The 26,181-nt window shown below is 41.3% G+C and carries 26 protein-coding genes; all 26 read left to right on the forward strand.

Translation table 11 applies throughout. The features are described 5' to 3' along the window. The first annotated feature begins 8 nt into the window (after positions 1-8). The 26 genes from flgL (at position 9) to flhA (ending at position 26,155) form a co-directional block, all read left to right on the forward strand. Positions 9-1,211 (forward strand): flagellar hook-associated protein FlgL, encoded by a 1,203-nt coding sequence (gene flgL / locus J8L86_RS14890; protein ID WP_055025040.1) that lies wholly within the window; start codon positions 9-11, stop codon positions 1,209-1,211. Positions 1,212-1,323: 112 nt separating this feature from the next. Next, a complete protein-coding gene (locus J8L86_RS14895) occupies positions 1,324-2,145 on the forward strand; it encodes a flagellin (protein ID WP_065108534.1) in 822 nt (273 codons plus the stop codon). Positions 2,146-2,409: 264 nt separating this feature from the next. Further along, positions 2,410-3,228 (forward strand): flagellin, encoded by an 819-nt coding sequence (locus J8L86_RS14900; protein ID WP_065108533.1) that lies wholly within the window; start codon positions 2,410-2,412, stop codon positions 3,226-3,228. Between the two features lie 108 nt (positions 3,229-3,336). Beyond that, on the forward strand, positions 3,337-3,726 hold the full coding sequence (locus J8L86_RS14905) for a flagellar protein FlaG (protein ID WP_082972216.1): 390 nt from the start codon (positions 3,337-3,339) through the stop codon (positions 3,724-3,726). 60 nt (positions 3,727-3,786) lie between these two features. Then, positions 3,787-5,154, forward strand: a complete 1,368-nt coding sequence (fliD, locus tag J8L86_RS14910; RefSeq protein WP_211030925.1) for a flagellar filament capping protein FliD — start codon at positions 3,787-3,789, stop codon at positions 5,152-5,154. A 5-nt stretch (positions 5,155-5,159) separates the two neighbouring features. Continuing rightward, a complete protein-coding gene (locus J8L86_RS14915) occupies positions 5,160-5,480 on the forward strand; it encodes a hypothetical protein (protein WP_055025035.1) in 321 nt (106 codons plus the stop codon). A gap of 14 nt (positions 5,481-5,494) precedes the next feature. Then, complete coding sequence (gene fliS / locus J8L86_RS14920; RefSeq protein ID WP_055025034.1) at positions 5,495-5,899, forward strand: flagellar export chaperone FliS; 405 nt, start codon at positions 5,495-5,497, stop codon at positions 5,897-5,899. Positions 5,900-6,337: 438 nt separating this feature from the next. After that, on the forward strand, positions 6,338-7,768 hold the full coding sequence (locus J8L86_RS14925; RefSeq protein ID WP_055025033.1) for a sigma-54 dependent transcriptional regulator: 1,431 nt from the start codon (positions 6,338-6,340) through the stop codon (positions 7,766-7,768). Between the two features lie 132 nt (positions 7,769-7,900). Further along, positions 7,901-9,124: a PAS domain-containing sensor histidine kinase gene (locus J8L86_RS14930; protein ID WP_247663425.1), complete on the forward strand. Its 1,224-nt coding sequence runs from the start codon at positions 7,901-7,903 to the stop codon at positions 9,122-9,124. Beyond that, positions 9,117-10,463, forward strand: a complete 1,347-nt coding sequence (locus J8L86_RS14935; RefSeq protein WP_065108531.1) for a sigma-54 dependent transcriptional regulator — start codon at positions 9,117-9,119, stop codon at positions 10,461-10,463. The genes J8L86_RS14930 and J8L86_RS14935 overlap by 8 nt, the downstream gene beginning before the upstream one ends. A gap of 228 nt (positions 10,464-10,691) precedes the next feature. Then, positions 10,692-11,033 carry a flagellar hook-basal body complex protein FliE gene (gene fliE, locus J8L86_RS14940; RefSeq protein WP_055025031.1) on the forward strand — a complete coding sequence of 114 codons (342 nt, stop codon included), beginning with the start codon at positions 10,692-10,694 and terminating at the stop codon, positions 11,031-11,033. A gap of 107 nt (positions 11,034-11,140) precedes the next feature. Then, entirely contained in the window at positions 11,141-12,760 is a 1,620-nt protein-coding gene (fliF, locus tag J8L86_RS14945) for a flagellar basal-body MS-ring/collar protein FliF (RefSeq protein ID WP_247663437.1), read from the forward strand. Next, positions 12,750-13,796 (forward strand): flagellar motor switch protein FliG, encoded by a 1,047-nt coding sequence (gene fliG, locus J8L86_RS14950; RefSeq protein ID WP_055025029.1) that lies wholly within the window; start codon positions 12,750-12,752, stop codon positions 13,794-13,796. The genes fliF and fliG overlap by 11 nt, the downstream gene beginning before the upstream one ends. A gap of 71 nt (positions 13,797-13,867) precedes the next feature. Beyond that, positions 13,868-14,941, forward strand: a complete 1,074-nt coding sequence (gene fliH / locus J8L86_RS14955) for a flagellar assembly protein FliH (RefSeq protein ID WP_211030927.1) — start codon at positions 13,868-13,870, stop codon at positions 14,939-14,941. Further along, positions 14,910-16,247, forward strand: a complete 1,338-nt coding sequence (fliI, locus tag J8L86_RS14960) for a flagellar protein export ATPase FliI (RefSeq protein WP_211030928.1) — start codon at positions 14,910-14,912, stop codon at positions 16,245-16,247. Before fliH ends, fliI begins: the two co-directional genes overlap by 32 nt. After that, a complete protein-coding gene (gene fliJ / locus J8L86_RS14965; RefSeq protein WP_055025026.1) occupies positions 16,247-16,693 on the forward strand; it encodes a flagellar export protein FliJ in 447 nt (148 codons plus the stop codon). Before fliI ends, fliJ begins: the two co-directional genes overlap by 1 nt. Positions 16,694-16,913: 220 nt before the next feature. Continuing rightward, the gene (locus J8L86_RS14970) at positions 16,914-18,416 is read left to right on the forward strand and encodes a flagellar hook-length control protein FliK (protein WP_211030929.1); all 1,503 of its coding nucleotides are present in this window, start codon (positions 16,914-16,916) and stop codon (positions 18,414-18,416) included. A gap of 95 nt (positions 18,417-18,511) precedes the next feature. After that, positions 18,512-19,036 (forward strand): flagellar basal body-associated protein FliL, encoded by a 525-nt coding sequence (gene fliL, locus J8L86_RS14975; RefSeq protein WP_055025024.1) that lies wholly within the window; start codon positions 18,512-18,514, stop codon positions 19,034-19,036. Positions 19,037-19,063: 27 nt separating this feature from the next. Beyond that, entirely contained in the window at positions 19,064-20,092 is a 1,029-nt protein-coding gene (gene fliM / locus J8L86_RS14980; RefSeq protein ID WP_055025023.1) for a flagellar motor switch protein FliM, read from the forward strand. Positions 20,093-20,101: 9 nt separating this feature from the next. Then, positions 20,102-20,488, forward strand: coding sequence for a flagellar motor switch protein FliN (gene fliN, locus J8L86_RS14985; RefSeq protein WP_055025022.1), 387 nt, complete (start codon positions 20,102-20,104; stop codon positions 20,486-20,488). Between the two features lie 41 nt (positions 20,489-20,529). Next, the gene (gene fliO, locus J8L86_RS14990) at positions 20,530-20,943 is read left to right on the forward strand and encodes a flagellar biosynthetic protein FliO (RefSeq protein WP_065108528.1); all 414 of its coding nucleotides are present in this window, start codon (positions 20,530-20,532) and stop codon (positions 20,941-20,943) included. 5 nt (positions 20,944-20,948) lie between these two features. After that, complete coding sequence (fliP, locus tag J8L86_RS14995) at positions 20,949-21,695, forward strand: flagellar type III secretion system pore protein FliP (protein WP_055025020.1); 747 nt, start codon at positions 20,949-20,951, stop codon at positions 21,693-21,695. Positions 21,696-21,704: 9 nt separating this feature from the next. Beyond that, positions 21,705-21,974, forward strand: a complete 270-nt coding sequence (gene fliQ / locus J8L86_RS15000; RefSeq protein WP_055025019.1) for a flagellar biosynthesis protein FliQ — start codon at positions 21,705-21,707, stop codon at positions 21,972-21,974. Positions 21,975-21,978: 4 nt separating this feature from the next. Then, positions 21,979-22,785: a flagellar biosynthetic protein FliR gene (fliR, locus tag J8L86_RS15005; protein WP_055025018.1), complete on the forward strand. Its 807-nt coding sequence runs from the start codon at positions 21,979-21,981 to the stop codon at positions 22,783-22,785. A gap of 7 nt (positions 22,786-22,792) precedes the next feature. Then, the gene (gene flhB / locus J8L86_RS15010) at positions 22,793-23,923 is read left to right on the forward strand and encodes a flagellar biosynthesis protein FlhB (RefSeq protein ID WP_055025017.1); all 1,131 of its coding nucleotides are present in this window, start codon (positions 22,793-22,795) and stop codon (positions 23,921-23,923) included. A gap of 132 nt (positions 23,924-24,055) precedes the next feature. Further along, entirely contained in the window at positions 24,056-26,155 is a 2,100-nt protein-coding gene (gene flhA / locus J8L86_RS15015; protein ID WP_055025016.1) for a flagellar biosynthesis protein FlhA, read from the forward strand. The last annotated feature ends 26 nt before the right edge of the window (positions 26,156-26,181 follow it).

Raw genomic sequence — 26,181 nt, forward strand, 5'->3', positions numbered from 1 at the left:
AATTAGTCATGCGTATTTCAACTGCTCAAATGTTTCATCAAAATACTTTAAGTCTGTCTAAAGGTCAGTCTTCAACCAATAAAATTTTGGAACAACTGGCAAGTGGCAAAAGGCTCAATACCGCGGGAGACGATCCTGTTGCAGCTATTGGTGTTGATAACTTAAAACAGAAAAACGCCTTGGTGGATCAATTCGTCAAGAATATTGACTATGCACAAAAGCACCTTGGATTAAGCGAAAGTAAGTTAGGCAGCACAGAAACAATTATGAGTAGTATGCGTGAGCAACTACAGCGCGCCGCAAACGGCAGCCTATCTCAATCGGAACGGCAAATGATTGCCGATGAAATGAAAGATAGTCTCGAAGAGTTAATGTCGATTGCCAACACAAAAGACGAATCGGGTAATTATATCTTTGCTGGCAACAATACTAATAATCCACCTTTTGCGTTTGATAATAATGGTCAAATAATTTACAGCGGTGACAGTGGCGAGCGGCAAAGTATCGTTGCCTCGGGTGTTACCATCGGAACAAATGTGCCAGGTGACACTGTGTTTATGAACGCACCTAATCCGCTTGGTGATTATGGTGTCAATTATTTGCCATCTCAACAGGGTGATTTTGTTGTTGATAAGGCGGCCATTTTTGATTCCGCTGCACACGTAGAAGATACCTATACCTTTAAGTTTGTTGATAACGCAGGTGTCCTTGATTTACAAATTGAAGATTCGGGCGGCACCGTCGTATCAACGGTTGCAAACTTTGATCCTAGCAATCCGGTAAGTTTTAACGGCATAGAAGTTCAACTGTCAGGTCAGCCTGTCGCGGGTGACTCTTTTACCATGGAACCTCAAGAAACCGTTAGTATTCTAGATACCTTTAATGAAGCGATTGCGATGCTTGAAGATCCTACTATTCCAAATACTTCTCAAGGAAACTCAAAGTTGGCACAGCTATTGAATAATATCGATAGTGGTCAAAATCAAGTCAGTACAGCAAGAAGTATTGCTGGCAATAGCTTGAAAAGTTTAGAGAGTATCTCTACGAATCACGCTGAAGAAAAAATCGTTAATGATAGCGCATTATCCATGCTTGAAGATTTGGACTATGCCGCAGCAATAACTGAATTTGAAAAACAGCAACTGGCATTAAATGCCGTGTCGAGTGTGTTCGGCAAAGTCGGTTCTATTTCGTTGTTTGATTATATCTAGTAAGGCGTTCAGATCTTGCAAGATATATAAAGCAAGAAAGACCAACGTTAAATTGTAAAATTTAGCCAAGCTCCAAAGTCTTGGCAACAAAACTAAGAATGAGGATTTATTTATGGCTATTACAGTAAATACCAATGTTACATCAATGAAAGCACAGAAGAACTTAAATGCGTCGACGCAAAATTTAAGTACTTCGATGGAACGTTTATCAAGTGGTTTACGTATTAACAGTGCAAAAGATGATGCGGCCGGTCTAGCTATTTCTAACCGCTTGAACTCGCAGGTTCGTGGGTTAGAGGTTGGTATGCGTAATGCGAACGATGCAATTTCGATAGCGCAAATCTCAGAAGGTGCGATGCAAGAACAGACAAACATGTTGCAGCGTATGCGTGATTTGACTATTCAATCTGAAAACGGTGCAAACAGCCCTGACGATTTAGCAGCATTGAAAGCTGAGATGGATCAATTAGCGGAAGAAATCACCGCGATTGGTAATAGTACGGCTTTCGGTGACACGAAATTATTAACAGGTGACTTTTCTGCTGGTAAAACGTTCCAAGTTGGTCACCAAGATGGTGAAGATATCAGCATTACAGTTAAAACAAGTAATGCGACAAGTCTATCTGTTGCAGCATTAACAAATGCGACTTCAGCAGGACGTGCATCAGCGCTAACCAAAATTGATGCTGCAATTAAAAATATTGATACTCAACGTGCAGATTTAGGTGCAAAACAAAACCGTCTAGCACATAACATTGCAAACAGTGCAAATACGCAAGCTAACGTTGCAGATGCTAAGTCGCGTATTGTTGATGTTGATTTCGCGAAAGAAACCGCTGAAATGACTAAAAACCAAGTGTTGCAACAAACGGGTAGTTCAATGTTGGCTCAAGCTAACCAATTGCCACAAGTGGCGCTATCATTATTAGGTTAATGACACCGAGTTAACACCCTAAAGCTTTTTATAAAATCTTTCGGGCTAAAAATTAAGCCATACTTGTTTAAATAATAACAAGTATGGCTTTTTTGTTTATTTAAGTTATTGATTTTATGTGATTAAGACTTGATGTGCGAAAAATGTTCAAAAAAATTCTAAAGTAACCTAAATTGCTGCCGTTAAAGTATTTGTAACCCAATAGACCCGCCTGGCAATAGAGACAGGCAAGTTTTAAAGCCAGGTATAAAGAGGAAACAAATTATGGCTATTACAGTAAATACAAACGTAACATCAATGAAAGCGCAAAAGAACTTAAATGCTTCTACAGGTAACTTAGCAACCTCAATGGAGCGTTTATCAAGTGGTTTACGTATTAACAGCGCAAAAGATGATGCGGCTGGTTTAGCTATTTCGAACCGTTTGAACTCTCAAGTTCGTGGTTTAGAAGTGGGTATGCGTAACGCTAACGACGCAATCTCAATCGCTCAAATCTCTGAAGGCGCAATGCAAGAGCAAACAAACATGCTTCAGCGTATGCGTGATTTAACGGTACAATCTGAGAATGGTGCAAACAGTACTGAAGATTTAGCGGCTCTTAAAGCTGAAATGGACGAACTTGCATTAGAAATTACTGAAATTGGTAATAACACCGCATTTGGTGAAACTAAATTATTAGATGGTAGTTTTTCAGGTGGTAAAAACTTCCAAGTAGGTCACCAAGATGGTGAAGATATCACTATTACAGTTAAAACAAGTGACTCTACAAGCTTATCAGTTGCCGCACTAACTAACGCAACATCAGCGGGCCGTGCTTCTGCTCTGTCTAAAATCGATGCGGCAATTAAAACAATTGATAGCCAACGTGCAGATTTAGGTGCGAAACAAAACCGTCTTGCGCATAACATCGCTAACAGTGCAAATACACAAGCAAACGTTGCAGATGCTAAATCACGTATTGTAGATGTTGATTTCGCGAAAGAAACCGCTGAAATGACTAAAAACCAAGTGTTACAACAAACAGGTTCTGCGATGCTTGCACAAGCTAACCAGTTACCTCAAGTGGCATTATCTCTTCTATAATTTGATTAGTTAATTAAATTTTGATGATTAGAGAAGGGAGATCTTGTTAGGTCTCCCTTTTGTCGTTTTGATATTGATTATCGTACTAAACTAATTAAGAGGCGTAAGATGGCTATGGATATCAATTTTACTGGTACCTCAAATACCCTTACTGATAATATGGGGACTCGTCAACTGACTGAGAGTAAAGCTCAGGTCGCAGAAGAAAAAACCAAAGTTGCTGAGTTAGTAAAGTCAGATCAACAAGCTAAAGACTATGTTGATAAAGAGTCAAATAATCAAGAGTTAACCGAAGTTACTGATGACCTAAATGATATGGCGTCAATAATGCGTAAAGGGCTTGCCTTTAAAGTGGATGATGACTCTGGGAAAAATGTGATCAGTGTCATGGATATTGACTCTGGTGATGTCATTAGGCAAATACCTAATGAAGAAGCGTTAGAACTGTCGAAAAAATTAGCTGAAGTGGCAGGGATTTTGCTTAATACAGAGGCATAATTAAGGCGTTTTTTGCTTTAATATTAATGTAAGAATTATTGAATAATAGGTGAGGAATTTATGGCATTAACAGCAACTGGTATTGGCTCAGGTCTAGATATCAACACCATTGTCGGTGTACTCGTCGATGCTGAAAAACTCCCTAAAGAAGCATTATTCGATAAAAGTGAAGCGACAATAGATGCAAAAGTGTCAGCCATTGGTTCGTTGAAAAGTAAATTATCGACATTCCAAGATGCACTAGAGAAGTTGAGTGACCCAGATGCACTTAATATTCGAAAAGTGTCGACTGGCGAAAGCATTTATTTTGGCGCTACAGCCGATAAGAATGCACAATCAGGCAGTTATCAAATTCAAGTCGAACAGCTGGCGTCTTCTCATAAAGTGGCTGGAGCTAATGTGGCCGACCCGAGTTTAGGGGTGGGAACTGGTAGCCTGGATTTATCGGTTAATGGTGAAGCTTTCTCAGTAGATATTGAAGCCACCGATTCACTTGATGATATCGCCAAAAAAATCAATGGCGCTACAGACAATTCTGGTGTAACCGCAACGATCATTAAAAGTGATGATGGTAGCCGTATCGTGTTTAGCTCTGATGAGCCAGGTACCGACAATGAAGTGACAATTACTGCGAACGATACTGCCGGCTCAGGGTTAAATGACATGTTTGGCGCTGGAAATTTGACGACACTTCAAAATGCGGAAAATGCCGTTATCTATATTGATGGTCAAAAGGTTACTTCTCAATCTAATGAAATTACCGATGCCATTGCTGGTGTCACGCTTTCGCTAACTGATGCTGATGTATCAAAAACCTCAACATTAAAAATTGAGCAAGATGACGAGCTAGTTAAAGAAAATGTGCAAGCATTTGTGGATGCATACAATACGTTAGTGACTTCAATCAGTGATATGTCTAAATATGACACTGAAAAAGAAGAAGCCGCTGCGCTGCAAGGGGATTCAATGATTCGTTCGATAGAATCCCAAATGAGAAGCATGATCAGTAATCGAGTCGATGTTGACGGACAGAGCGTTGCATTATATGACATTGGTATTGAAACTGATCGATACGGAAAAATGTCAATTAATACCGAAAAACTAGATGAATCTATCAGTGAAAACATGGATTTAGTTGAAGGATTATTTGCGACTCCTGACACAGGTATTGCAAGCCAATTAGATACCATGGTCGAAGGTTATGTTAAAACGGGTGGGTTAATTGATAGCCGTAATAATAGTTTAACCAGTGAGAAAAGCCGTTTAGACGATCAGCGTGATGCGTTTAGTTTGAAAATGGAGTTACTTGAAGCACGTTTATTTAAACAGTTTAATGCCATGGATTTGGTCGTTGCATCATTGAATCAACAAAGCTCTGGATTAACAGAGCGATTAAATTCATTACCAGGCTCTGTGCCAAGTAGCTAATTTATATGAAACAACTATCTGAAAAAAACCTGCAAATAGAAGAATTGCTAAAAAATATTGATAATACTCCTTCAGAAAATGAATCTTCTGATGAGTTGGTATCTAACTTGCTAGTACTTATAGGTGAGCGTCAAATTTTACTCGATAACCTGAAATTTGAAGATGAAGAAACTGAAAGAAAAATGTTAGAACAACAGATTTCTATTGGCAAAGTGTTTGAGCAGAAGGTCATAGCATTGCAAAAACACATTCAATCTTTACTTCAGGCTAGAAAGAAAAATCAGCGCCAAATTAATGTTTATCAATCTATAGACTCAAATAAGTAGCAAAGGTGAACCCTATGAGAGGATCAATTAAATCTTACCAAAAGGTATCAATCGACAGTGAGATAGCTGTTGCTTCTCCACATCGAATTATTCAAATGATGTTCGATGGTGCTTTATTACGATTAGCGCAAAGCCGATACGCAATTGAAAATCATGATTTACAGGCTAAAGGTGTCGCGATTAACAAAGCAATAGGTATCATAAATGGCTTGAATAATAGTCTTAATATGGACGTCAAAGACTCTGTTGCAAGCAATTTAAGTGATCTTTATGATTTCATGTTACGCCGTATTTCAGAGGCAAACGTGAATAATGATGTGATAGCCATTGATGATGTCACAAACATCCTTAGAACGATTAAAGAAGGTTGGGATGCAATCCCTGCAGAGATGCATCAAATGACGTCAGAAGCGAGTTAATTTTGATATCATTGTAAAGGGCGCCATAGGCGCCTTTTTTGTATTTCGACAGGTAAAAATGAGCGTCTCTATTCGCCCATTAATGGCATTTCTAGTCTGGCTTATCGTATTGGTTGTATATAAAAACAGCTGTTAGTGACTTAAATCAATAGCATGGTAGAATATTGGCTGATCAAGCTTGATTCTCTTGCTCTGATAATACAGTATTTATTTTTGCGTATTCGTTTAAACTTTATTGCAGTTTTGGCTATATTTAAGTAAAGATTAAAAAATATGTGTTCGCGATCTTCTATGTTAATGTTTATATTATAATTGTGTCATCTGACTCATAGAAATATAGCGTGATAAACTACATTCAAGTCAGGTGAGCGTTATTGATTTTTGATAACGAAGAATTTTGACTCTGAATTACTAATAACTAGAGCTTTGGCCTTCTTAATGATGCAAATAGAACAACGAATTTTAATTGTTGCTGAACCTTCTGAGCGCGTGTCTCGTCTTTGTTGTATTTTTGAATTTTTAGATGAAAAACATCACCTCATTTCAACTGATGATCTTGCGCCGTTAACTCGTGACTCTCGTTTTAGAGCTTTAGTTATCGACACTGAATCTGTTTCAGCTGAATTCATTAAAGATGTGCAATCCTCAATTCCTTGGCAACCCGTTCTATTAATCGGTTCGCAAGAGATTAATGGCGTGAATGTACTTGGTACAATCGAAGAGCCAATAAACTATCCTCAGCTCACTGAGCTGCTTCATTTTTGCCAAATTTACGGTCAAGCTAAGCAACCTCAAATACCAACCAGCGCCAATCAAACCAAACTGTTTAGATCACTTGTTGGTCGTAGTGAAGGGATTGCCAATGTCCGTCACCTAATAAGCCAAGTCGCAACGTCTGATGCCACTGTGTTAGTGCTAGGTCAATCTGGTACAGGTAAGGAAGTGGTTGCTCGTAATATTCATTATATGTCAGAGCGACGTGATGGACCGTTTATTCCTGTCAATTGTGGTGCTATTCCACCTGAGTTATTAGAAAGTGAGTTATTTGGCCATGAGAAAGGCTCTTTTACTGGCGCGATTTCTACCCGTAAAGGTCGCTTTGAATTAGCTGAAAACGGTACATTATTTCTAGATGAAATTGGCGATATGCCGCTGCAGATGCAAGTAAAACTATTACGTGTACTGCAAGAAAAAGTCTTTGAACGTGTCGGTGGTTCTAAAACGATTACAACAGATGTGCGCGTGGTTGCTGCGACTCACCGTGATCTTGAAACCATGATTGATAAGAATGAGTTTCGTGAAGATTTATACTATCGACTAAACGTATTTCCAATTGAAATGCCGTCGTTAAGTGAACGACGTGATGACGTACCACTGTTACTGCAAGAATTAGTTAGCCGTGTGTTTAATGAAGGTCGCGGTAAAATTCGTTTTACCCAACGTGCGATAGAGTCATTAAAAGAACATAACTGGTCTGGTAATGTACGTGAACTGTCGAATCTAGTTGAAAGACTAACCATTTTATTCCCAGGCGGGCTTGTCGATGTCAATGACTTACCACGTAAGTATCGTTATATTGATGTGCCTGAATACAGCGTGGAAATCAGTGAGGAGCAACAAGAGCGTGACGCCTTAGCTTCAATTTTCAGTGATGATGAGCCAATCGAAATCCCTGAAACACGATTCCCAAGCGAATTACCTCCTGAAGGCGTGAATTTAAAAGATTTATTAGCCGAGCTTGAAATCGATATGATCCGTCAAGCACTTGAGCAGCAAGATAACGTCGTTGCAAGGGCTGCAGAAATGCTTGGTATTCGCCGAACGACACTCGTTGAGAAAATGCGTAAATACGGTATGAGTAAAGACTAGTATCATCGCGCAAAAAATGTTCTATTAAAGCATGCCTTCTGGCATGCTTTTTTATGCCTCTTGATAAGTTTGATTAAAGTGGCATACCAAATGCATTAGCCTGTTAAAAGTAAATATTTTGACGGAGTGGCTATGTTTTCAGCGCAACTAGTTTCAGAACAATCAGTAACGGCGCAAGCATCAGCAGAGCACTATGCCTTTAATATAGATGACGATTCAGTTCAGCAAAGCACTGCTAAAATTGACTTAACTGGCTCAGTCAGTTCATCGGCGCCTTTTAATCAGCAGTTTATTGAACAAAATGAGCGAGCGGTTCCGCAAAAGGCGGCTAATATGTCAAATCAAATGGCACATATATTACAAGCCATGCCATCTGGCGTTGTGATTATTAATGGGGATGGTGTTGTCACTCTTGCTAACCCTGTGGCCACTGAATTATTAGGCAGACCTTTACAAGGTGCCAAGTGGTTTGAAATTATTAATCGCGCTTTCTCTCCCCAAGAAGATGATGGTCATGAGGTTTCTCTTAAAAATGGTCGTCGAGTTAAGTTAGCAATTACCCCTTTAACACCGGAGCCTGGTCAGTTAATTGTACTGACGGATTTAACTGAAACCCGCTTACTTCAAAAGAATTTATCGCATTTACAGCGATTATCAGCGCTTGGGAAAATGGTCGCAACATTGGCTCATCAAGTCAGAACTCCGCTTTCTGCTGCAATGCTATATGCGTCGAATTTAGCCAGCCCTAAGTTGGCTGAAACGGCTAAAAAACGCTTTCAGTCTAAGTTAGTTGATCGCCTTAATGAACTTGAGCGACAAGTTAATGACATGCTGCTAATGGCTAAGAATAAACAAGACGATGTCTCAGAGGCTTTATTGGCTGAAGCAATTATTGAACCTGTGTTAGCTAACTGTGAACCTATTGCTGAAAACAAGTCGTGTAAATTACAGTATTTTAATCATTCTAGTGATGCGATTTTAGCTAATGGTAATGCATTAAGTTCAGCGATTAACAATTTAGTGATGAACAGCTTAGAAGCCAATGCAACTGAAGTACGTATCATAACCAGTTCAACCGATCATCGTCTGAATATTGATGTGATTGATAATGGTAAAGGGCTAGCTGTTGATATGCAGCAACAAATACTTGAGCCCTTTTTTACCACAAAAAGCCAAGGTACAGGGCTTGGGCTTGCTGTAGTGCAAACCGTTGTGAGAAACCATAACGGCACGGTGCAGGTGTCATCGCAACCCGATAAAGGTTGCCTTATCAGGCTTTCATTTCCAGTGCATAATGTTGATGAACAAGTCAACGCTAAGGCAAGTTTAACTCAAACGGAGACTTCTCATGGGTGAAGCAAAATTACTACTCGTTGAGGATGATGCATCGTTAAGAGAAGCATTACTGGATACATTAATGCTAGCTCATTACGATTGTGTTGATGTTGGTTCAGCCGAAGAAGCCATCATAGCGTTAAAATCTAATGATTTTGATCTGGTTATCAGTGATGTTCAGATGGATGGCATTGGTGGCATCGGCTTATTAAATTACCTCCAGCAAAATAATAATAAGATTCCAGTATTATTAATGACAGCTTACGCCACCATTGATAATGCGGTAAGTGCCATTAAGTTAGGCGCGGTGGATTATTTGGCGAAGCCATTTGCACCAGAGGTGCTGCTCAATCAAGTGTCACGCTACTTGCCGTTAAAACAAAACCTCGATCAACCTGTTGTGGCTGATGACAAAAGTTTGGCATTACTGTCAATTGCACAACGAGTCGCAAGTTCCGATGCATCAGTGATGATTATGGGGCCGAGCGGTTCAGGTAAAGAAGTGCTTGCACGATACATTCATCAAAACAGTGCCAGAGCAGATGAGCCTTTTATTGCCATTAACTGCGCCGCTATACCTGAGAATATGCTTGAAGCAACCCTATTTGGTTATGAAAAGGGCGCCTTTACTGGCGCTTATCAGGCGTGTCCTGGTAAATTTGAGCAAGCACAAGGCGGGACGATTTTATTAGATGAAATCTCTGAAATGGAGCTTGGTCTGCAAGCTAAACTTTTACGTGTGCTGCAAGAAAGGGAAGTAGAGCGCCTTGGCGGTCGTAAAACGATATCGCTAAACGTTCGAGTGTTAGCAACCTCCAACCGTGATTTGAAAGAAATGGCATCTTCAGGTGCCTTTAGAGAAGACTTATATTATCGCATTAATGTGTTTCCGCTTACTTGGCCAGCACTAAATCAGCGACCTGCTGATATTTTACCGCTTGCTCGTCACTTGATTGTGAAACATGCAAAGCTTGCGAATATTTCACCAGTACCCACAATCGATGATGTGGCTTGTAGAAGGCTGCTGACTTATCGCTGGCCTGGTAATGTGCGCGAGCTTGATAATGTCATTCAACGAGCGCTGATATTGCATACAGGTGAAGAGGTGACAAGCAATGATATTGTGCTTGATAGTGCCGAAGTGCCGCTGCAGCCTACTGAGCAACAAGCTAAACCGAGCACAGAAACAGATGGCTTAGGGGGTGAATTAAAAGCCCAGGAACATGTGATTATTTTGGAAACATTAAATCAGTGTAATGGCAGTCGCAAAGCGGTAGCTGAAAAGCTGGGAATTAGCGCAAGAACCTTACGATATAAAATGGCGAAAATGCGCGATATGGGCATTCAAGTGCCGGCTTAATTTTCTCCTGTTAACGTTTCTGTTGTTAACGTCAGCCAGAAAACCTAGCACTTTCGCTAGGTTTTCTTATCTACAATGACGATTACTGCGCACACATTGAGCAAACGCACTGCTTTTTACCCCCAATATCTATTGTTAATAGGCATTTTTATATTATTGGCATCCTAATTGCTAAATCTATTGTAACTGGTTTTTAGTCGTCAAATATCCGACGAATAGGAGTTTACAATGCAGGTTAGCGGAAATCCTTTTTTACAAGAAATGCAATCACTTCGTGGTGAAATTTCACCTAATCTTCGTTCTCCAATTCAACCGGATATGACTCAGAAGGTGGGTAATACATCAGGGGCTGATTTTGGAGAGTTACTTTCTCAAGCCGTTGGAAGTGTTACTGCTTTACAAAAAAATTCCGCCAACCTAGCGACACGTTTAGAAATGGGTGATTCGACAGTCACACTGTCAGATACCGTAATAGCTCGTGAAAAGTCAGGTGTGGCATTTGAAGCAACTGTGCAAGTAAGAAACAAGCTTGTTGAAGCTTATAAAGAAATTATGAGCATGCCTGTTTAGGCTCTTATCAGATTAGAAAGTAGGTAATTATTGTGAGCACAGATCTCGTATTAGATTCAGATACCGTTGATAGCACAGGGATTCAGCAAGAGAACAAATCTGGCTTAATGAGTTCATTTGGCAGTGCTGATTTCATGCGTCAAATCACCATGATATTAGCGTTGGCAGTCTGTTTGGTGCTGGCGGTTTTCATGATGATTTGGGCGCAAGAGCCTGAGTTTAGACCTCTAGGTCAGATGGAAACCAATGAAATGATCCAGGTTCTGGACGTTCTCGATAAAAATAAAATTGCCTATAAAATTTCTGGTGATGTAGTCAGTATTCCAGAAGATAAGTATCAAGATGTAAAATTACTATTAGGCCGTGCAGGTGTTGAAACCTCAAGTCAACCAACCGATTATTTGAGTAAAGATAGTGGCTTTGGTGTGAGTCAACGCATGGAGCAGGCGAGATTAAAACAAAGCCAAGAAGTCAATTTAGCTCGTGCAATTGAAGAGCTTAAAAGTGTTACTCGTGCCAAAGTGATTCTAGCGTTACCAAAAGAAAATGTATTTGCCAGAAACAAATCTAAACCTAGTGCAACCGTAGTCGTTAGCGTGCGCCGTGGCAGCTTAGGCCAAGAAGAAATTGATTCCATTGTTGATATTGTCGCTTCTGCTGTTCAGGGTTTAGAGCCTACTCGAGTCACAGTGACTGACTCTAATGGCCGTTTACTTAACTCTGGAAGCCAAGATGGCGCTTCAGCAAGAGCTCGCCGTGAACAAGAGTTAGTTCAACAAAAAGAATCTGAATACCGTAATAAAGTTGATTCTATTTTAATGCCGATTTTAGGCCCTGAAAACTTTACCTCGCAAGTGGATGTCAATATGGACTTCACTGCCGTTGAGCAAACAGCAAAACGTTTTTCTCCTGATTTACCAGCAGTACGCAGCGAAATGACCATTGAGCGTAATTCATCGGGTCAGGCAATGGGTGGTATTCCAGGTGCATTATCAAACCAACCACCTATGGAGTCTGATATTCCACAAGAAGTGGGTGAATCTGAAGCCACTGCAGCTACTGGAGATAGTTTCCGTGAAGCGACTCGTAACTTTGAGCTTGATACGACTATTAGCCATACTCGTCAGCAAGTTGGTGTGGTTAGAAGATTAAGTGTATCGGTCGCCATTGACTACAAGCCTGGACCTGTTGATGAAAATGGTGTGGTAACAAGAGTACCTAGAACCGAACAAGAGCTGACTAATATCCGACGTTTATTAGAAGGGGCGATGGGATTTACCAGTCAACGTGGTGATACGTTGGAGGTGGTAACGGTTCCATTTATGGACCAACTAATTGAAGAATTACCAGCGCTTGAAATGTGGGAGCAACCATGGTTTTGGCGAGCGGTAAGGCTAATACTAGGCGCTTTATTAGTGCTAGTTCTGATATTATTTGTTATTCGTCCAATGCTAAACAGGTTATTGAAATCTAACGAAGTTGAGATGCCTGAAGAAACACGTTTAGGCCATGAGCTTGCTGAAATTGAAGATCAGTACGCTGCAGACACATTGGGCATGTTAAATACTCAGCAAGCTGATTACAGTTATGCTGATGACGGTTCGATTCAAATACCGAACCTGCACAAAGATGATGATATGATCAAGTCGATTAGGGCATTAGTGGCTAATGAACCTGAACTTTCTACCCAAGTAATTAAGAGTTGGTTACAAGAAGATGGCAAATGATGACGTAGCAGTTGCAGAGGCAACTAAAGGGTTTAACCCTGATGACTTAACGGGTATCGAGAAAACGGCTATTTTGCTGTTAAGCCTAAGTGAAGCTGATGCAGCTTCGATTTTAAAGCACCTTGAACCCAAGCAAGTCCAGAAAGTCGGTATGGCAATGGCTGCTATGGAAGAGTTTGGCCAAGAAAAAGTCATTGGCGTTCATAAGTTATTTCTTGAAGAAATCCAAAAATTCTCATCTATTGGCTTTAATAGTGAAGAATTTGTCAGAAAAGCTTTAACAGCGGCACTTGGTGAAGATAAAGCGGGTAATTTGATTGAACAAATTATCATGGGCAGTGGTGCCAAAGGTTTGGATTCTTTGAAATGGATGGATGCACGTCAGGTTGCCACCATTATTCAGAACGAGCATCCGCAAATCCAAACTATTGTTTTATCTTATTTAGAGCCCGATCAAGCGGCTGAAATTTTTAGTCAGTTCCCAGAAAATACCCGCTTAGATTTAATGATGCGTATTGCTAACTTGGAAGAAGTGCAACCTGCTGCACTGCAAGAGTTAAATGACATCATGGAGAAACAGTTTGCAGGCCAAGGCGGCGCACAAGCGGCTAAAATGGGCGGCTTAAAAGCAGCTGCGAATATTATGAACTTCCTTGATACTGGCGTAGAAAGTCAGATTATGGAAACCATGCGTGAATCTGATGAGGAAATGGCGCAACAGATCCAAGACTTAATGTTTGTATTTGAGAACTTGATTGACGTTGATGACCGTGGCATTCAAGTCTTGCTCAGAGAAGTACAACAAGATGTACTTATGAAAGCCTTGAAAGGAGCCGATGACCAGTTATCTGATAAAATCGTGGGTAATATGTCTAAGCGTGCAGGTGAGTTACTACGTGACGATCTTGAGGCTATGGGACCGATTAGGATCAGTGAAGTGGAAGTGGCTCAAAAAGAAATTCTCGCAATTGCACGACGCTTGAGTGATAGTGGTGAAATTATGCTTGGCGGCGGTGGTGGAGAAGAGTTCTTATAATCACTTGTGCTAAACGAGTGAGTGACATCACCGACTTAACCAGTATTTTTGCAGTCAATTAGGCCATTAAGATGACGGACGCTAAAACCAACAAACCGCTTGAAAATGAAGAACATGATTTTAGTCACTGGCAATTACCTGATGTGACTGAATCTCAAGCTGATGCTCCGTCAAACTTATTTGGTCACTTAGGTGCCAATAATCCGCCACCGCAAGCGGATGACAAACCGTTATTACCGCCAACCATGGCTGAGATTGAGCAAATTCGAGCAGAGGCAGAGCAAGAAGGGTTTGAACAAGGCAAAGTTGATGGGTATAACCAAGGGCTTGAGCAGGGGAAATTAGCAGGGTTAGAACAAGGTCACTCAGAAGGATTTAGCCAAGGCGAGCAACAAGGCTATGAAGAGGGGTTGAATAAAGCGCATGAGATGTTAGAGCGCTTAACGGGCATTGTGCAACAGTTTGAGCAACCGTTAATGATTCTCGACGCTGAAATTGAGTCAGAAATGCTCACCCTTGCTATTAATCTGGCAAAATCCATTGTGGGCCATGAGCTAAAAACTCATCCAGAACATATTTTATCTGTGTTACGCCAAGGTGTTGACTCACTGCCTATTAAAGAACAGCAAGTAAAACTTCGATTACATCCTGACGACGCCACCTTAGTCACCAAAATGTACAGTGATGCTCAGTTAGCAAAAAACCATTGGGAAATCGATGCCGATCCTTCTCTGAATTCCGGTGACTGTATTATTAATAGCTTACGTTCAAGCGTGGATTTGCGAGTTGAAGAGAGAATGAAGCAGGTGCTCTCTCAGCTTCAAGAGCAAGCACAAGGTATTCAGCATAATGTTCAAACGGTGAAATCGGATTCTAACCTTTATCAAACTGATATTGTCGATGAACTGCCAGCAAGAGATTTGGATTCAACGGCGACATCTTCACCAGTTCGACATGAGCCAGAAACAACGATTGCAGATGTGAATGAGCCTGACGCTGCATTGTCGCCAAAACAACTGTCCCCTGAAATAGCCAATCTAGCAGCATCAGACGCGCCTGTAGAGGAAGCGAGTCAAGCTCCTGACATTTCTGTAACTGCTGAGGATATAGACGATGCAAAGCCGTCAACATCAGCTACTGAATAAACTCAAAATACAAAGCCAAAAAGTCAGTCCTTTGCGCCCTGTTGCAAGTGGGCAATTGGTGCGTGTTGTAGGGTTAACGCTAGAGGCAACGGGCTGTCGTGCACCTGTCGGTAGTTTATGTTCAATTGAAACTATGGCTGGTGAGCTAATTGCTGAAGTGGTTGGATTTGATGATGAACTCTTGTATTTGATGCCGGTAGAAGAATTAAGAGGTGTGTTACCAGGAGCAAGAGTTCAACCCTTAGGTGAGCAATCAGGGTTAAATGTCGGTTTAAGTTTATTAGGGCGCGTGCTTGATGGTAGTGGTGCACCGTTGGATGGTTTAGGCCCATTAAACACAGAACAGCAAGCGTCAAGACATGCACCACCGATTAACCCGCTTTCTCGACGGGCTATTTCAGAACCCTTAGATGTGGGAGTCAGAGCGATTAATGCCATGCTAACCGTAGGTAAAGGTCAGCGTATGGGATTATTTGCTGGTTCTGGTGTCGGTAAAAGTGTGCTACTTGGCATGATGACCCGGGGGACAACGGCAGATATTATTGTTGTTGGCTTAGTGGGAGAGCGTGGTCGAGAAGTAAAAGAATTTATTGAAGAAATTTTGGGCCCTGAAGGTCGAGCTCGTTCGGTCGTTATCGCTGCGCCAGCTGATACTTCACCGTTAATGCGACTTCGAGCGTGTGAAACGTCTACACGAATAGCTGAATACTTTAGAGATCTCGGCTATAACGTCTTGTTATTGATGGACAGTTTAACTCGATATGCTCAAGCGCAACGTGAAGTTGCCCTTGCCGTCGGGGAGCCGCCAGCAACCAAAGGCTATCCGCCTTCAGTATTTGCCAAGCTGCCACGTTTAGTGGAACGAGCCGGTAATGGTGGACCGGGGCAAGGCTCTATTACTGCGTTTTATACGGTATTAACCGAAGGTGATGATCAACAAGATCCCATTGCAGATGCGTCTCGAGCGATTTTAGATGGTCATATTGTGTTATCAAGGACGCTTGCAGATTCAGGGCATTACCCTGCAATAGATATTGAACAATCTATTAGTCGTGTTGCGCCTATGGTTATTTCAGCAGAGCACCTTGAGTCGATGCGACTGGTTAAACAAATGTATTCCTTGTATCAGCAAAACAGAGATCTTGTTTCGATTGGTGCTTATTCCCAAGGGAGTGACCCTCGAATTGATAATGCGATTCGCCTACAACCGGCTATGAATGCCTTTTTAAGGCAAGGCTTTAAAGATGTAATTACTTTTGATGATAGTCAAACTATGGTTGGGCAGATTGCTGCTCAATGTAAATAATGCGCCGAACTGATCCCTTGTTAACCGTATTAAAGTTGAACAAAGAAGCTGAAGAGCAAGCTGCGCTTCAGCTAAAGTCTGCTCAGCTTGAACAACAAAAACATCAAAGCCAACTTGATGCGCTTAATAATTATCGGCTTGAATACATGAAACAAATGGGCGAAAACCAAGGGAAAACCCTCAGCGCAAGCCAGTATCATTCTTTTCATGAATTTATAAAGCAAGTAGATCAAGCCTTATTACAACAAGTTAATGCGGTAAAAGAGGCTGAGAAACAAACGGGTTATCGTCAGGTTCACTGGCAAGAAAAACAACAAAAGCGCAAAGCTGTTGAATTGTTACTTGAAAAAAACGCCCAAAAAGCCCAGCAGCTTGCCAATAAAAAGGAACAAAAAGCATCAGATGAATTTGCTATGCAGCAGTTTATCCGCAAGAAATCTCGCTAAGGTCTTTTTATTATTTTTATCAATTCATCATTAGTTTCATTTCACTGTTTACTGTCATTACTCTTACCAATTTGCAACTTTTTACAAAGATAAAAGTTTGGCATTTAATTTGCTAGTTACTTGTATTAACTTCGCAAAGTGTCAGCTTTGTGACAATGGATAAACCCCCAGAAATGACCTTGAAAATGGTTTCGATTAGGGGAGTGATTTGGAGTTGGTTATGCAGCAGATGAGTAATATTTTATTAGGCAATAGTGGTAAAGTTGCAAGTGTTACTGGTTCAGATAAATCGCAAGGTGCTGATAATCAATCTTTTCTATCTGTTTTTAACCAAGCGTCACAAATGGATGTTGAAAAGACCAAGTTGGCAAAAAGTAGCGAGACAAATGTAGAAGAGCAGTCTGATGTCGCAATTGAAGAGGCTGATGTAGAGTTAATTTTTGCGCAAATTGGCATGTCTGAAAATTTTGATAAAGTCGGGCCTTCAGATCCAAGTGGCAAAGAATTGCCGTTAGATGAAGAGCTTTTAGCGGACGAAGGCTCAGCAATAGATTCTGACATGCTGGATTCTGAATTATTGGCAAATACTCAGACAATCAACTCTGATGAACAACTTGAGACTGAGGTTGATGAAACCGTCAACGCTTTTCTATCATCGTTGACGGCTGAACAGCTTACTCAGTTAAGTGAGTTTTCATCAATGGATAGCGAGAAATTAGCGAGCCTCACGCCAGCGCAGCTTAATCAATTGATTGCTGATTTCAATCGTCAGCATCAGCTAAGCGGTGAACAAGCGTTGCCTTTAATGGCTCTGACAGATAAGCAAGCTGTGCTTGCAAATGCTAATGAAGGTGCGGCTGACAGTGACTCAGTTAAAAACGTCGCTAATTTAGCGTCCAATACGCAAGCTAATACCAATCAAACAAATAATGCATCATTAGTGAACCCTCAGTCAGTGGTTAATACGACACTTGAAATGCAAGCCAGTAAAAATACTGCAGAGGCGAATCTCAATGCCGAAAAAGGCACGATATTAGGCGAAGCAAGCCAAGCAGAGACGAAGTCATCCTCTAAAGAAGTGCCTCAAATCAATTTGTCCAAAGCAGAGTTAACAGTGTCAATGGATAAACAAATAGCTAAAAATGCAGCGTTGGCCAGTTCAGCTGCTAGCGCAGCAACGTCTGAGTTAACACCAGAGTCAACAGAAGTAAAAGCATTACAAAATCAAAGCAGCTTTACGGCGCAACATAAAAGTGATGTCCCACAATTTCAGCTATCTTTACGCCAAGGGGCTGAAGCTGCGGTGAACATGCAAGATATGATTCAAAAATTTGCTCCAGTGATGAAGCAGCAATTAATCACTATGGTTGGACAAGGCGTTCAACATGCTGAAATTCGACTTGATCCTGCCGAGCTCGGCCATATGGTCGTGAGAGTTCAAGTTCACGGTGAGCAAACGCAAGTACAGTTTCAAGTCGCACAATCACAAACAAGAGATCTCGTCGAACAAGCGATTCCTAAGTTACGCGAAATGTTAGCTGAAGAAGGACTTCAACTTGCTGATAGTCATGTTTCTCAAGATGGTGATAACGAGTCGAAATCTGAATATGATGAACAAAACAGCAATGGTGATGCGATGTTGGATGAAATATCAGCACAAGAACTCGACATTGCAGCAAAACATTCACTGAGTAGCAATTCTGCTATAGATTATTACGCCTAAGTCGGTAATCTATAGCCAACAAGTTAAGACTGTTGGTGCGCTATAGCGAATGTTAATAATTTTACTGGCAGCGCAATAAATAAATGGAATGAATTATGGCTGAAGAAGAGTCTTTAGAGTTAACCACAGAGAACCAACCTAAAAGTAAAAAGAAGCTCATCATTTTTATTGTAATAGGTGTGGTGTTGCTTGCGGTTATCGCAGGTGCTGCAATGTTCTTTTTAGGTGGAGATGAAGAGTCTGCTTCAACAACTCCGGGCACAGCAGCAACAAGTGAAGTGGTGGAAGATGATTCAACCAAAGGTAAAGCGAACTACGTCGGTATGCCTAGGCCGTTTTTGTTTAATTTACCAGGAGTCGATAGAGCAAGGTTAGTTGAAATTAAAGTTCAACTAATGGTACGTGGCGACGATGGTCAAACAGCTAAAATGCATATTCCTTTAATTGAAGATGCGTTACTGACAACATTTAGTGCTGCTGATGTTCAAAAGCTCAGTACTCAAGCTGGAAAAGACGAGTTAAGACAAATGGCCTTACTAAACGTGCAAAATACATTGCAACCTGTAGCGGGTCGAAAAATAGTCGAAAAAGTACTATTTACTGGCTTCGTAATGCAATAACGCCAGTGAAAAAGCCAAGGTGATGACGTGAGTGATTTATTAAGCCAAGACGAAATTGATGCGCTACTCCATGGTGTTGATGATGTCGATGAAGATGACATTAATGAGAATGACGATACTCGGGTATATGACTTCTCATCTCAAGATAGAATTGTGCGTGGGCGAATGCCGACGCTGGAAATTGTAAACGAACGTTTTGCTCGTCATCTTCGCATTAGCATGTTTAATATGATGCGCCGTGCAGCCGAAGTCTCGATTAATGGCGTACAAATGCTCAAGTTTGGCGAGTACGTGCATACGTTATTTGTGCCAACAAGTTTAAATATGGTGCGTTTCAGTCCGTTAAAAGGGACTGCACTTATCACGATGGAAGCACGTCTGGTATTTATTCTCGTTGATAACTTCTTTGGTGGTGATGGACGTTTCCACGCCAAGATTGAGGGACGTGAATTTACCCCGACCGAGCGCCGTATTGTACAACTATTACTGAAAATTATTTTTGAAGACTACAAGGATGCTTGGGCACCCGTGATGGATGTCGAATTTGAGTACCTTGACTCTGAAGTTAACCCTGCAATGGCGAATATTGTTAGCCCAACTGAAGTTGTGGTGATTAACTCCTTCCACATTGAAGTGGATGGCGGCGGTGGTGATTTTCATATCACGATGCCGTATTCAATGATTGAACCGATTCGAGAATTATTAGATGCGGGTGTTCAAAGTGATAAACAAGATACCGACATGCGCTGGGGCCAAGCATTACGTGATGAAATCATGGACGTGCAGGTTGGAATCGATGCCAATATTATTGAACATGAAGTGACTCTTAGAGATGTCATGGAGTTTAAAGCTGGTGATGTGATACCGATTGAATTACCAGAACACATCATGATGCGAATCGAAGATTTACCGACTTATCGATGTAAATTAGGTAAGTCTAGAGATAACTTAGCGTTAAAAATCAGCGAGAAAATACCTCGACCAGAAACCGCTAAATCGGAACTACAATTAATTACGCGTAAGAAAGGTAAAGCGCGTGATATTTCAGAATTATAAGGTGAAGTAATGAGTGATGATACTGATGATTGGGCAGCAGCGATGGCAGAGCAAGCCCTTGAAGAAGCAAATGTTGCTGAACAAGTCGAGCTTGATGAGTTAGTTGATGAGTCTGCGCCTATTTCAAAAGAAGAAGCAGAAAAACTTGATAGCATCATGGACATTCCTGTCACCATCTCAATGGAGGTAGGGCGAAGCTTTATTAGTATTCGTAATTTACTGCAACTTAACCAAGGCTCAGTTGTTGAGCTTGATAGGGTGGCGGGTGAACCATTAGATGTTATGGTTAATGGTACCTTGATTGCCCATGGTGAAGTGGTTGTGGTGAATGATAAATTTGGTATTCGCCTAACAGATGTGATCAGCCAAACTGAACGGATCAAAAAGCTTAAGTAAAATAGAGATAAAACACCCATCAATTAGTAAAGGATTTATTTGTGTTAAATGCTGTTAGTTTGTTTGCCATTGCGAGTTCTGCTGTCAATGAGGCTGCGTCACCCGTGGTGGCTACTCGGGGGGCGGAAACATCAAATATTGCAGCCTTATCCAGTATGATGGGTGGCCTGATATTAGTGATTGCGATCATTTTTGTTCTGGCATACATCGTTAAAAAGCTAAACCTCGTTCAATCTAATCAAGGTGTCATAAAAACCGTTGCAATGACGCCGTTAGGGCAAAAAGAAAAACTGGTGCTTGTTGAGCTAGAAGGCCAACAATATTTACTCGGCGTGACCGCGCAGCAAGTGAATCTGATTGAAAAATTAGACAGCGCAGTACAAGTTGAAACCACTTCATTTGCAAGCCGTTTAAAGCAAGCCAAAGAGCAAGCTAAGTCAGCTTCCAAGGAATAACGATAATGAAAAAATGGATTGTTCTGACATTATTGACGGCATTATTTTTCACCCCTTATAGCTTTGCAGAAGACGGTATTTTAAAAGCCGTCACAGTCACAACAGGGGCCGATGGTAGCACTGAATACTCAGTAACAATGCAGATTTTGTTATTGATGACGGCGATGAGCTTTATTCCAGCCATGGTCATCATGCTGACTTCATTTACCCGTATCATTGTCGTGCTTTCTATTTTGCGTCAAGCGCTTGGATTACAGCAAACCCCTTCAAACCAAGTGTTGATTGGTATGAGCATGTTCATGACATTTTTTATCATGGCGCCAGTCTTCGACAAAATCTATGACCAAGCGGTTGAGCCATATATCAATGAATCACTGACAATGCAGCAAGCGTATGAGGTAGGCAAAGAGCCACTTAGGGCATTTATGCTGTCTCAAGTCAGAACCACAGACTTAGAAACCTTTATTGAAATCTCTGGTTACACCAATATCTCATCTCCAGAGCAAGTGCCTATGAGTGTTCTGGTACCTGCTTTTATCACCAGCGAATTAAAAACGGCTTTTCAAATTGGCTTTATGTTGTTTGTGCCATTTTTAGTGCTCGATTTAGTGGTTGCGAGTATTTTGATGGCGATGGGTATGATGATGTTATCGCCGATGATTGTTTCTTTACCATTCAAGATTATGTTGTTTGTATTAGTTGATGGTTGGGGGTTAGTCATGGGAACACTTGCCAACAGTTTCGGCACGTAAGGGCCAACTATGTCACCAGAGTCGTTAATTGATATATTTCGTGAAGGGCTGTCGGTTATTGTATTGATCGTTTCAGCGATTATTTTACCGGGTCTTTTTGTCGGCTTGATTGTCGCTGTGTTTCAAGCGGCCACCTCAATTAATGAACAAACCTTAAGCTTTTTACCAAGGCTGTTAATGACGCTTTTTTCATTAATGTTTTTAGGCCATTGGTTAGTGCAAACCATGATGGATTTCTTTTACACCATGGTTGATATGATCCCGCAAGTGATAGGCTAGCTTGATGGAGATTCTATTTGAGGAAATTAGCCAAACAATAGCAGCTTATGTCTGGCCGTTATTTAGAATTTCTTCAATGTTGATGGTCATGGCGGTATTTGGCGCTAATACCACTCCAGCAAGAGTCCGCTTATTATTATCAGTCGCCATTACCATTGCTGTGGCGCCAGTGTTACCTGAACCCGTTGGCAATATTGAGCTATTTTCGTTAAGTGCAGTGTTTATTACAGCGCAACAAATCCTTATCGGTACTGCAATGGGGTTTGTCACTATTTTGGTCATGCAAACTTTTGTATTAACTGGACAAATTATTGGTATGCAAACCAGTTTGGGTTTTGCGTCAATGGTTGACCCAGGCTCAGGACAGCAGACGCCCGTTGTAGGTAATTTCTTTTTATTATTGGCAACATTGATTTTTCTTGCTGTGGACGGGCATTTGCTGATGTTTACTATGCTGGTGGCGAGTTTTGATACGATTCCTATTTCAAATCAGGGCTTCACAATTACAAATTATCGCAGACTTGCTGAGTTTGGTGGCTATATGTTTGGCGCTGCACTCACCATGTCAATTTCAGCGATTGTCGCCTTATTATTAATAAACCTTTCTTTTGGGGTAATGACTCGTGCATCACCTCAATTGAATATTTTCGCAATTGGTTTTCCAGTCACTATGGTGAGTGGATTGCTAATTTTGTGGTTAACTTTAGGACCCATCATGTCTCATTTCGATGAGGTTTGGCTGCAAGGCCAAGTATTGATGTGTGATATTTTGCAACTGACCTGTCAAACTGACGGCTCGATAACTCGGTAAATTACTGATGGCAGAAGATACTGGTCAAGAACGCACCGAGGAACCCACCGCCAAGCGACTGCAACAGTCGCGTGATAAAGGGCAGGTGGCTCGTTCAAAAGAGTTAGGTACAGCAGCGGTATTACTCGCATCAGCAGTGGGTTTTGCTATTGTGGGGCCAAACCTTGCGCGAAGTCTGCATACCATCATGACGCAAATTTTGACCATGGAACGTGACCAGATTTTTGATACCAACTCCATGTTTCTCGTTTGGGGAATTATTGGCACAGAGCTCGCGTTCCCGTTATTCAGCTTTATTGGCTTTTTAACTGTCATCGCATTTATCGGTAATATCATTCTTGGCGGTATGACGTTTTCTGTAAAAGCGTTTATGCCTAAAGGCAGTAAAATGAATCCTGCTAAAGGCTTTAAGCGGATGTTTGGTACTCAAGCATTGGTTGAGCTGACTAAGGGGATTGCCAAATTTTCTGTGGTGGCCATTTCAGCCTATTTCTTGTTAAGTTTTTACTTCTTTGACATTTTGACACTGTCGACTGACCACTTGCCTGGCAATGTATATCATGCGCTAGAGCTATTAGTGTGGATGTTTATTTTACTGTGTTCTTCGATGTTATTCATTGTAATTATTGATGTGCCATTTCAAATATGGAATCACAACAAACAATTAAAAATGACCAAACAAGAAGTAAAAGATGAATATAAAGACACTGAAGGTAAGCCGGAAGTGAAAGGGCGTATTAGGCAAATGCAGCATGAAATGGCGAATAAGCGCATGATGTCTGAAGTCCCTAATGCCGATGTTATTGTGGTAAACCCCGAGCATTACGCTGTGGCTGTAAAATACGATGTTATGCAATCATCTGCGCCTTTTTTAGTGGCGAAAGGTGTGGATGATGTCGCATTTAAAATACGCGAAATTGCTCGAGAGCATGAAGTACCGATTGTCTCTGCACCGCCTTTAGCCCGCGCCATTTATCATACGACGAAAATTGAACAGCAAGTGCCAGAAGGGCTCTTTACTGCTGTTGCGCAAATTCTTGCTTATGTTTTTCAGCTTAAACAATATCAAAAAGGCAAAGGGAAGCGCCCTAAACCTATCCCTTTAAATCAACCTATCCCCGATGACTTAAAACACTAATTGAGATTTATTGTTTTTTGGTTATAACTTGGTCACTCAGCTGAGAATTTCTGTTTGAACCTTTCTTTTGGCGTAGTAATTGCTAACTAGAGACGTTAGCGTCAAGAATATTACTATAAAGGTTTCCTACTGATGGATGTAAAAGCAGCATTAGGCCAAGTTAAACAAGTTAGATTCAGTACTTTCAAAGGTGTTGGTACACCGCTATTGGTACTTGCTGCACTCGGCATGGTCGTGCTACCAATGCCCGCATTTTTACTCGACATCTTGTTTTCATTTAACATTGCACTTGCTCTGGTTGTGCTGTTAGTTGCTATTTATTCTGATCGTCCATTAGATTTTGCTGCTTTCCCTAGTGTGCTTCTCGTTGCGACCTTATTACGTCTAGCGCTCAATGTCGCTTCCACTCGGATTGTATTGTTAGAAGGCCACAACGGTGGAGATGCTGCAGGTAAAGTCATTGAGGCATTTGGCTCAGTCGTTATCGGTGGTAACTATGCTGTCGGTTTAGTGGTTTTCCTTATCTTGATCATTATTAATTTTGCCGTTGTAACTAAAGGTGCTGGACGTATTTCTGAGGTCAGTGCTCGCTTTACATTGGATGCTATGCCCGGCAAACAAATGGCGATTGATGCTGACCTTAACGCAGGTACATTGACGCAAGACCAAGCTCGAGTTAGACGTGCTGAAGTGACTAAAGAGGCAGACTTTTACGGGGCGATGGATGGTGCGTCAAAATTTGTAAAAGGTGATGCCATTGCGGGTATCATGATTTTGGTCATCAACATTCTTGGTGGCTTTGTTATTGGTATGGTGCAACATGGGCTAGATTTTTCGAGTGCCGTTGAAATTTATACTCTGCTCACTATTGGTGATGGCTTAGTGGCTCAAATTCCAGGATTGTTACTATCGATTGCTGCTGCATTAATGGTCACTCGTCAAAATGAATCTGGTGACATGGGCGGTATGATGATTAGCCAGATGTTTGATAGTCATAAATCAATGGCGATTGCATCTGCTGTATTGTTCATCATGGGTATTGTCCCTGGTATGCCTCATTTTGCTTTCTTAACTTTTGCTGTGATTACTGGCATAGCAGCTTACATGATTTATAAACGTAATAATGACGCTAAAACAGCGGCCCTTGAAAAAGCTGTGAGCAGCCCAGCAGAAGTTAAAGATGCTGAACCCAAAGAGCTGAGCTGGGAAGATGTTCAACATGTTGACACTATTGGACTAGAAGTGGGTTATCGCTTAATTCCTCTTGTGGATAAAGGTCAAGGCGGCGAATTACTTGGCCGTATTAAAGGGGTGCGTAAAAAACTATCTCAAGAGTTAGGCTTCCTTGTTCCCGCTGTGCATATTCGCGACAACTTGGATTTATCACCAAATAGTTATCGAATCTCGCTGATGGGCGTTGTTGTTGGTGAGGCTGAAGTTAGGCATGACTGTGAACTTGCCATCAACCCTGGACAAGTTTACGGTAAACTTGATGGCATTGAGACAACTGACCCAGCCTTTGGTTTAGAAGCAGTATGGATAGCACCTGAGCAGCGTGAACATGCCCAAACATTAGGGTATACGGTCGTGGATACCGCAACGGTAGTAGCGACTCATATTAGTCAGTTATTGACGAACAATGCTGCGAAATTACTGGGCTATGAAGAAGTACAGCAATTAATGGACATGCTAGCTAAAAACTCTCCGAAGCTTATTGATGGCTTTATTCCAGACATCATGCCACTTGGCTCAGTGGTTAAAGTGATGCAAAACCTTCTTAATGAAGGTGTTTCTATACGAGATTTACGTACAATAGTGCAAACACTGTTAGAATACGGTACAAAGAGTAATGATACTGAAGTATTAACAGCCGCAGTGCGGATTGCATTGAAGAGAATGATTGTTCAAGAGATATCTGGACCAGAATTAGAAATCCCTGTCATAACATTGGCGCCAGAGTTGGAACAGATGTTGCACAAGTCTATGCAAGCGACAGGCGGTGAAGGGCCAAATATTGAACCAGGCCTTGCAGAACGCATGCAGAAGTCATTATTAGACGCTTCTCAGAAGCAAGAAATGGTCGGTCAGCCAGCCATTTTATTGACATCAGGTATGCTAAGGTCAACGCTGTCACGATTTGTTAAATATACTATCCCGAATTTACGGGTTATTTCTTATCAAGAAATTCCTGATGAAAAGCAAATACGCATAGTATCTGCAGTAGGGCAATAGCGATGACTTTCTGTTTGAAAGAGGTG

Origin of the sequence: Shewanella sp. MMG014, from assembly GCF_018100775.1 — a bacterium.
Classification (GTDB): Bacteria; Pseudomonadota; Gammaproteobacteria; order Enterobacterales; family Shewanellaceae; genus Shewanella; species Shewanella japonica.

Excerpts from the sequence above, each read along its gene's own strand:
- fliJ (WP_055025026.1), top strand. The coding sequence starts at position 16,247 with ATGCGCCGAACTGATCCCTTGTTAACCGTATTAAAGTTGAACAAAGAA.
- J8L86_RS14915 (WP_055025035.1), top strand. The coding sequence starts at position 5,160 with ATGAAACAACTATCTGAAAAAAACCTGCAAATAGAAGAATTGCTAAAA.
- J8L86_RS14895 (WP_065108534.1), top strand. The coding sequence starts at position 1,324 with ATGGCTATTACAGTAAATACCAATGTTACATCAATGAAAGCACAGAAG.
- fliI (WP_211030928.1), top strand. The coding sequence starts at position 14,910 with ATGCAAAGCCGTCAACATCAGCTACTGAATAAACTCAAAATACAAAGC.
- J8L86_RS14930 (WP_247663425.1), top strand. The coding sequence starts at position 7,901 with ATGTTTTCAGCGCAACTAGTTTCAGAACAATCAGTAACGGCGCAAGCA.
- J8L86_RS14970 (WP_211030929.1), top strand. The coding sequence starts at position 16,914 with ATGCAGCAGATGAGTAATATTTTATTAGGCAATAGTGGTAAAGTTGCA.
- J8L86_RS14925 (WP_055025033.1), top strand. The coding sequence starts at position 6,338 with ATGATGCAAATAGAACAACGAATTTTAATTGTTGCTGAACCTTCTGAG.
- flhA (WP_055025016.1), top strand. The coding sequence starts at position 24,056 with ATGGATGTAAAAGCAGCATTAGGCCAAGTTAAACAAGTTAGATTCAGT.
- J8L86_RS14905 (WP_082972216.1), top strand. The coding sequence starts at position 3,337 with ATGGCTATGGATATCAATTTTACTGGTACCTCAAATACCCTTACTGAT.
- fliR (WP_055025018.1), top strand. The coding sequence starts at position 21,979 with ATGGAGATTCTATTTGAGGAAATTAGCCAAACAATAGCAGCTTATGTC.
- flhB (WP_055025017.1), top strand. The coding sequence starts at position 22,793 with ATGGCAGAAGATACTGGTCAAGAACGCACCGAGGAACCCACCGCCAAG.
- fliD (WP_211030925.1), top strand. The coding sequence starts at position 3,787 with ATGGCATTAACAGCAACTGGTATTGGCTCAGGTCTAGATATCAACACC.
- fliN (WP_055025022.1), top strand. The coding sequence starts at position 20,102 with ATGAGTGATGATACTGATGATTGGGCAGCAGCGATGGCAGAGCAAGCC.
- fliQ (WP_055025019.1), top strand. The coding sequence starts at position 21,705 with ATGTCACCAGAGTCGTTAATTGATATATTTCGTGAAGGGCTGTCGGTT.
- flgL (WP_055025040.1), top strand. The coding sequence starts at position 9 with ATGCGTATTTCAACTGCTCAAATGTTTCATCAAAATACTTTAAGTCTG.
- J8L86_RS14900 (WP_065108533.1), top strand. The coding sequence starts at position 2,410 with ATGGCTATTACAGTAAATACAAACGTAACATCAATGAAAGCGCAAAAG.
- fliL (WP_055025024.1), top strand. The coding sequence starts at position 18,512 with ATGGCTGAAGAAGAGTCTTTAGAGTTAACCACAGAGAACCAACCTAAA.
- fliS (WP_055025034.1), top strand. The coding sequence starts at position 5,495 with ATGAGAGGATCAATTAAATCTTACCAAAAGGTATCAATCGACAGTGAG.
- J8L86_RS14935 (WP_065108531.1), top strand. The coding sequence starts at position 9,117 with ATGGGTGAAGCAAAATTACTACTCGTTGAGGATGATGCATCGTTAAGA.
- fliG (WP_055025029.1), top strand. The coding sequence starts at position 12,750 with ATGGCAAATGATGACGTAGCAGTTGCAGAGGCAACTAAAGGGTTTAAC.
- fliH (WP_211030927.1), top strand. The coding sequence starts at position 13,868 with ATGACGGACGCTAAAACCAACAAACCGCTTGAAAATGAAGAACATGAT.
- fliF (WP_247663437.1), top strand. The coding sequence starts at position 11,141 with ATGAGTTCATTTGGCAGTGCTGATTTCATGCGTCAAATCACCATGATA.
- fliE (WP_055025031.1), top strand. The coding sequence starts at position 10,692 with ATGCAGGTTAGCGGAAATCCTTTTTTACAAGAAATGCAATCACTTCGT.
- fliP (WP_055025020.1), top strand. The coding sequence starts at position 20,949 with ATGAAAAAATGGATTGTTCTGACATTATTGACGGCATTATTTTTCACC.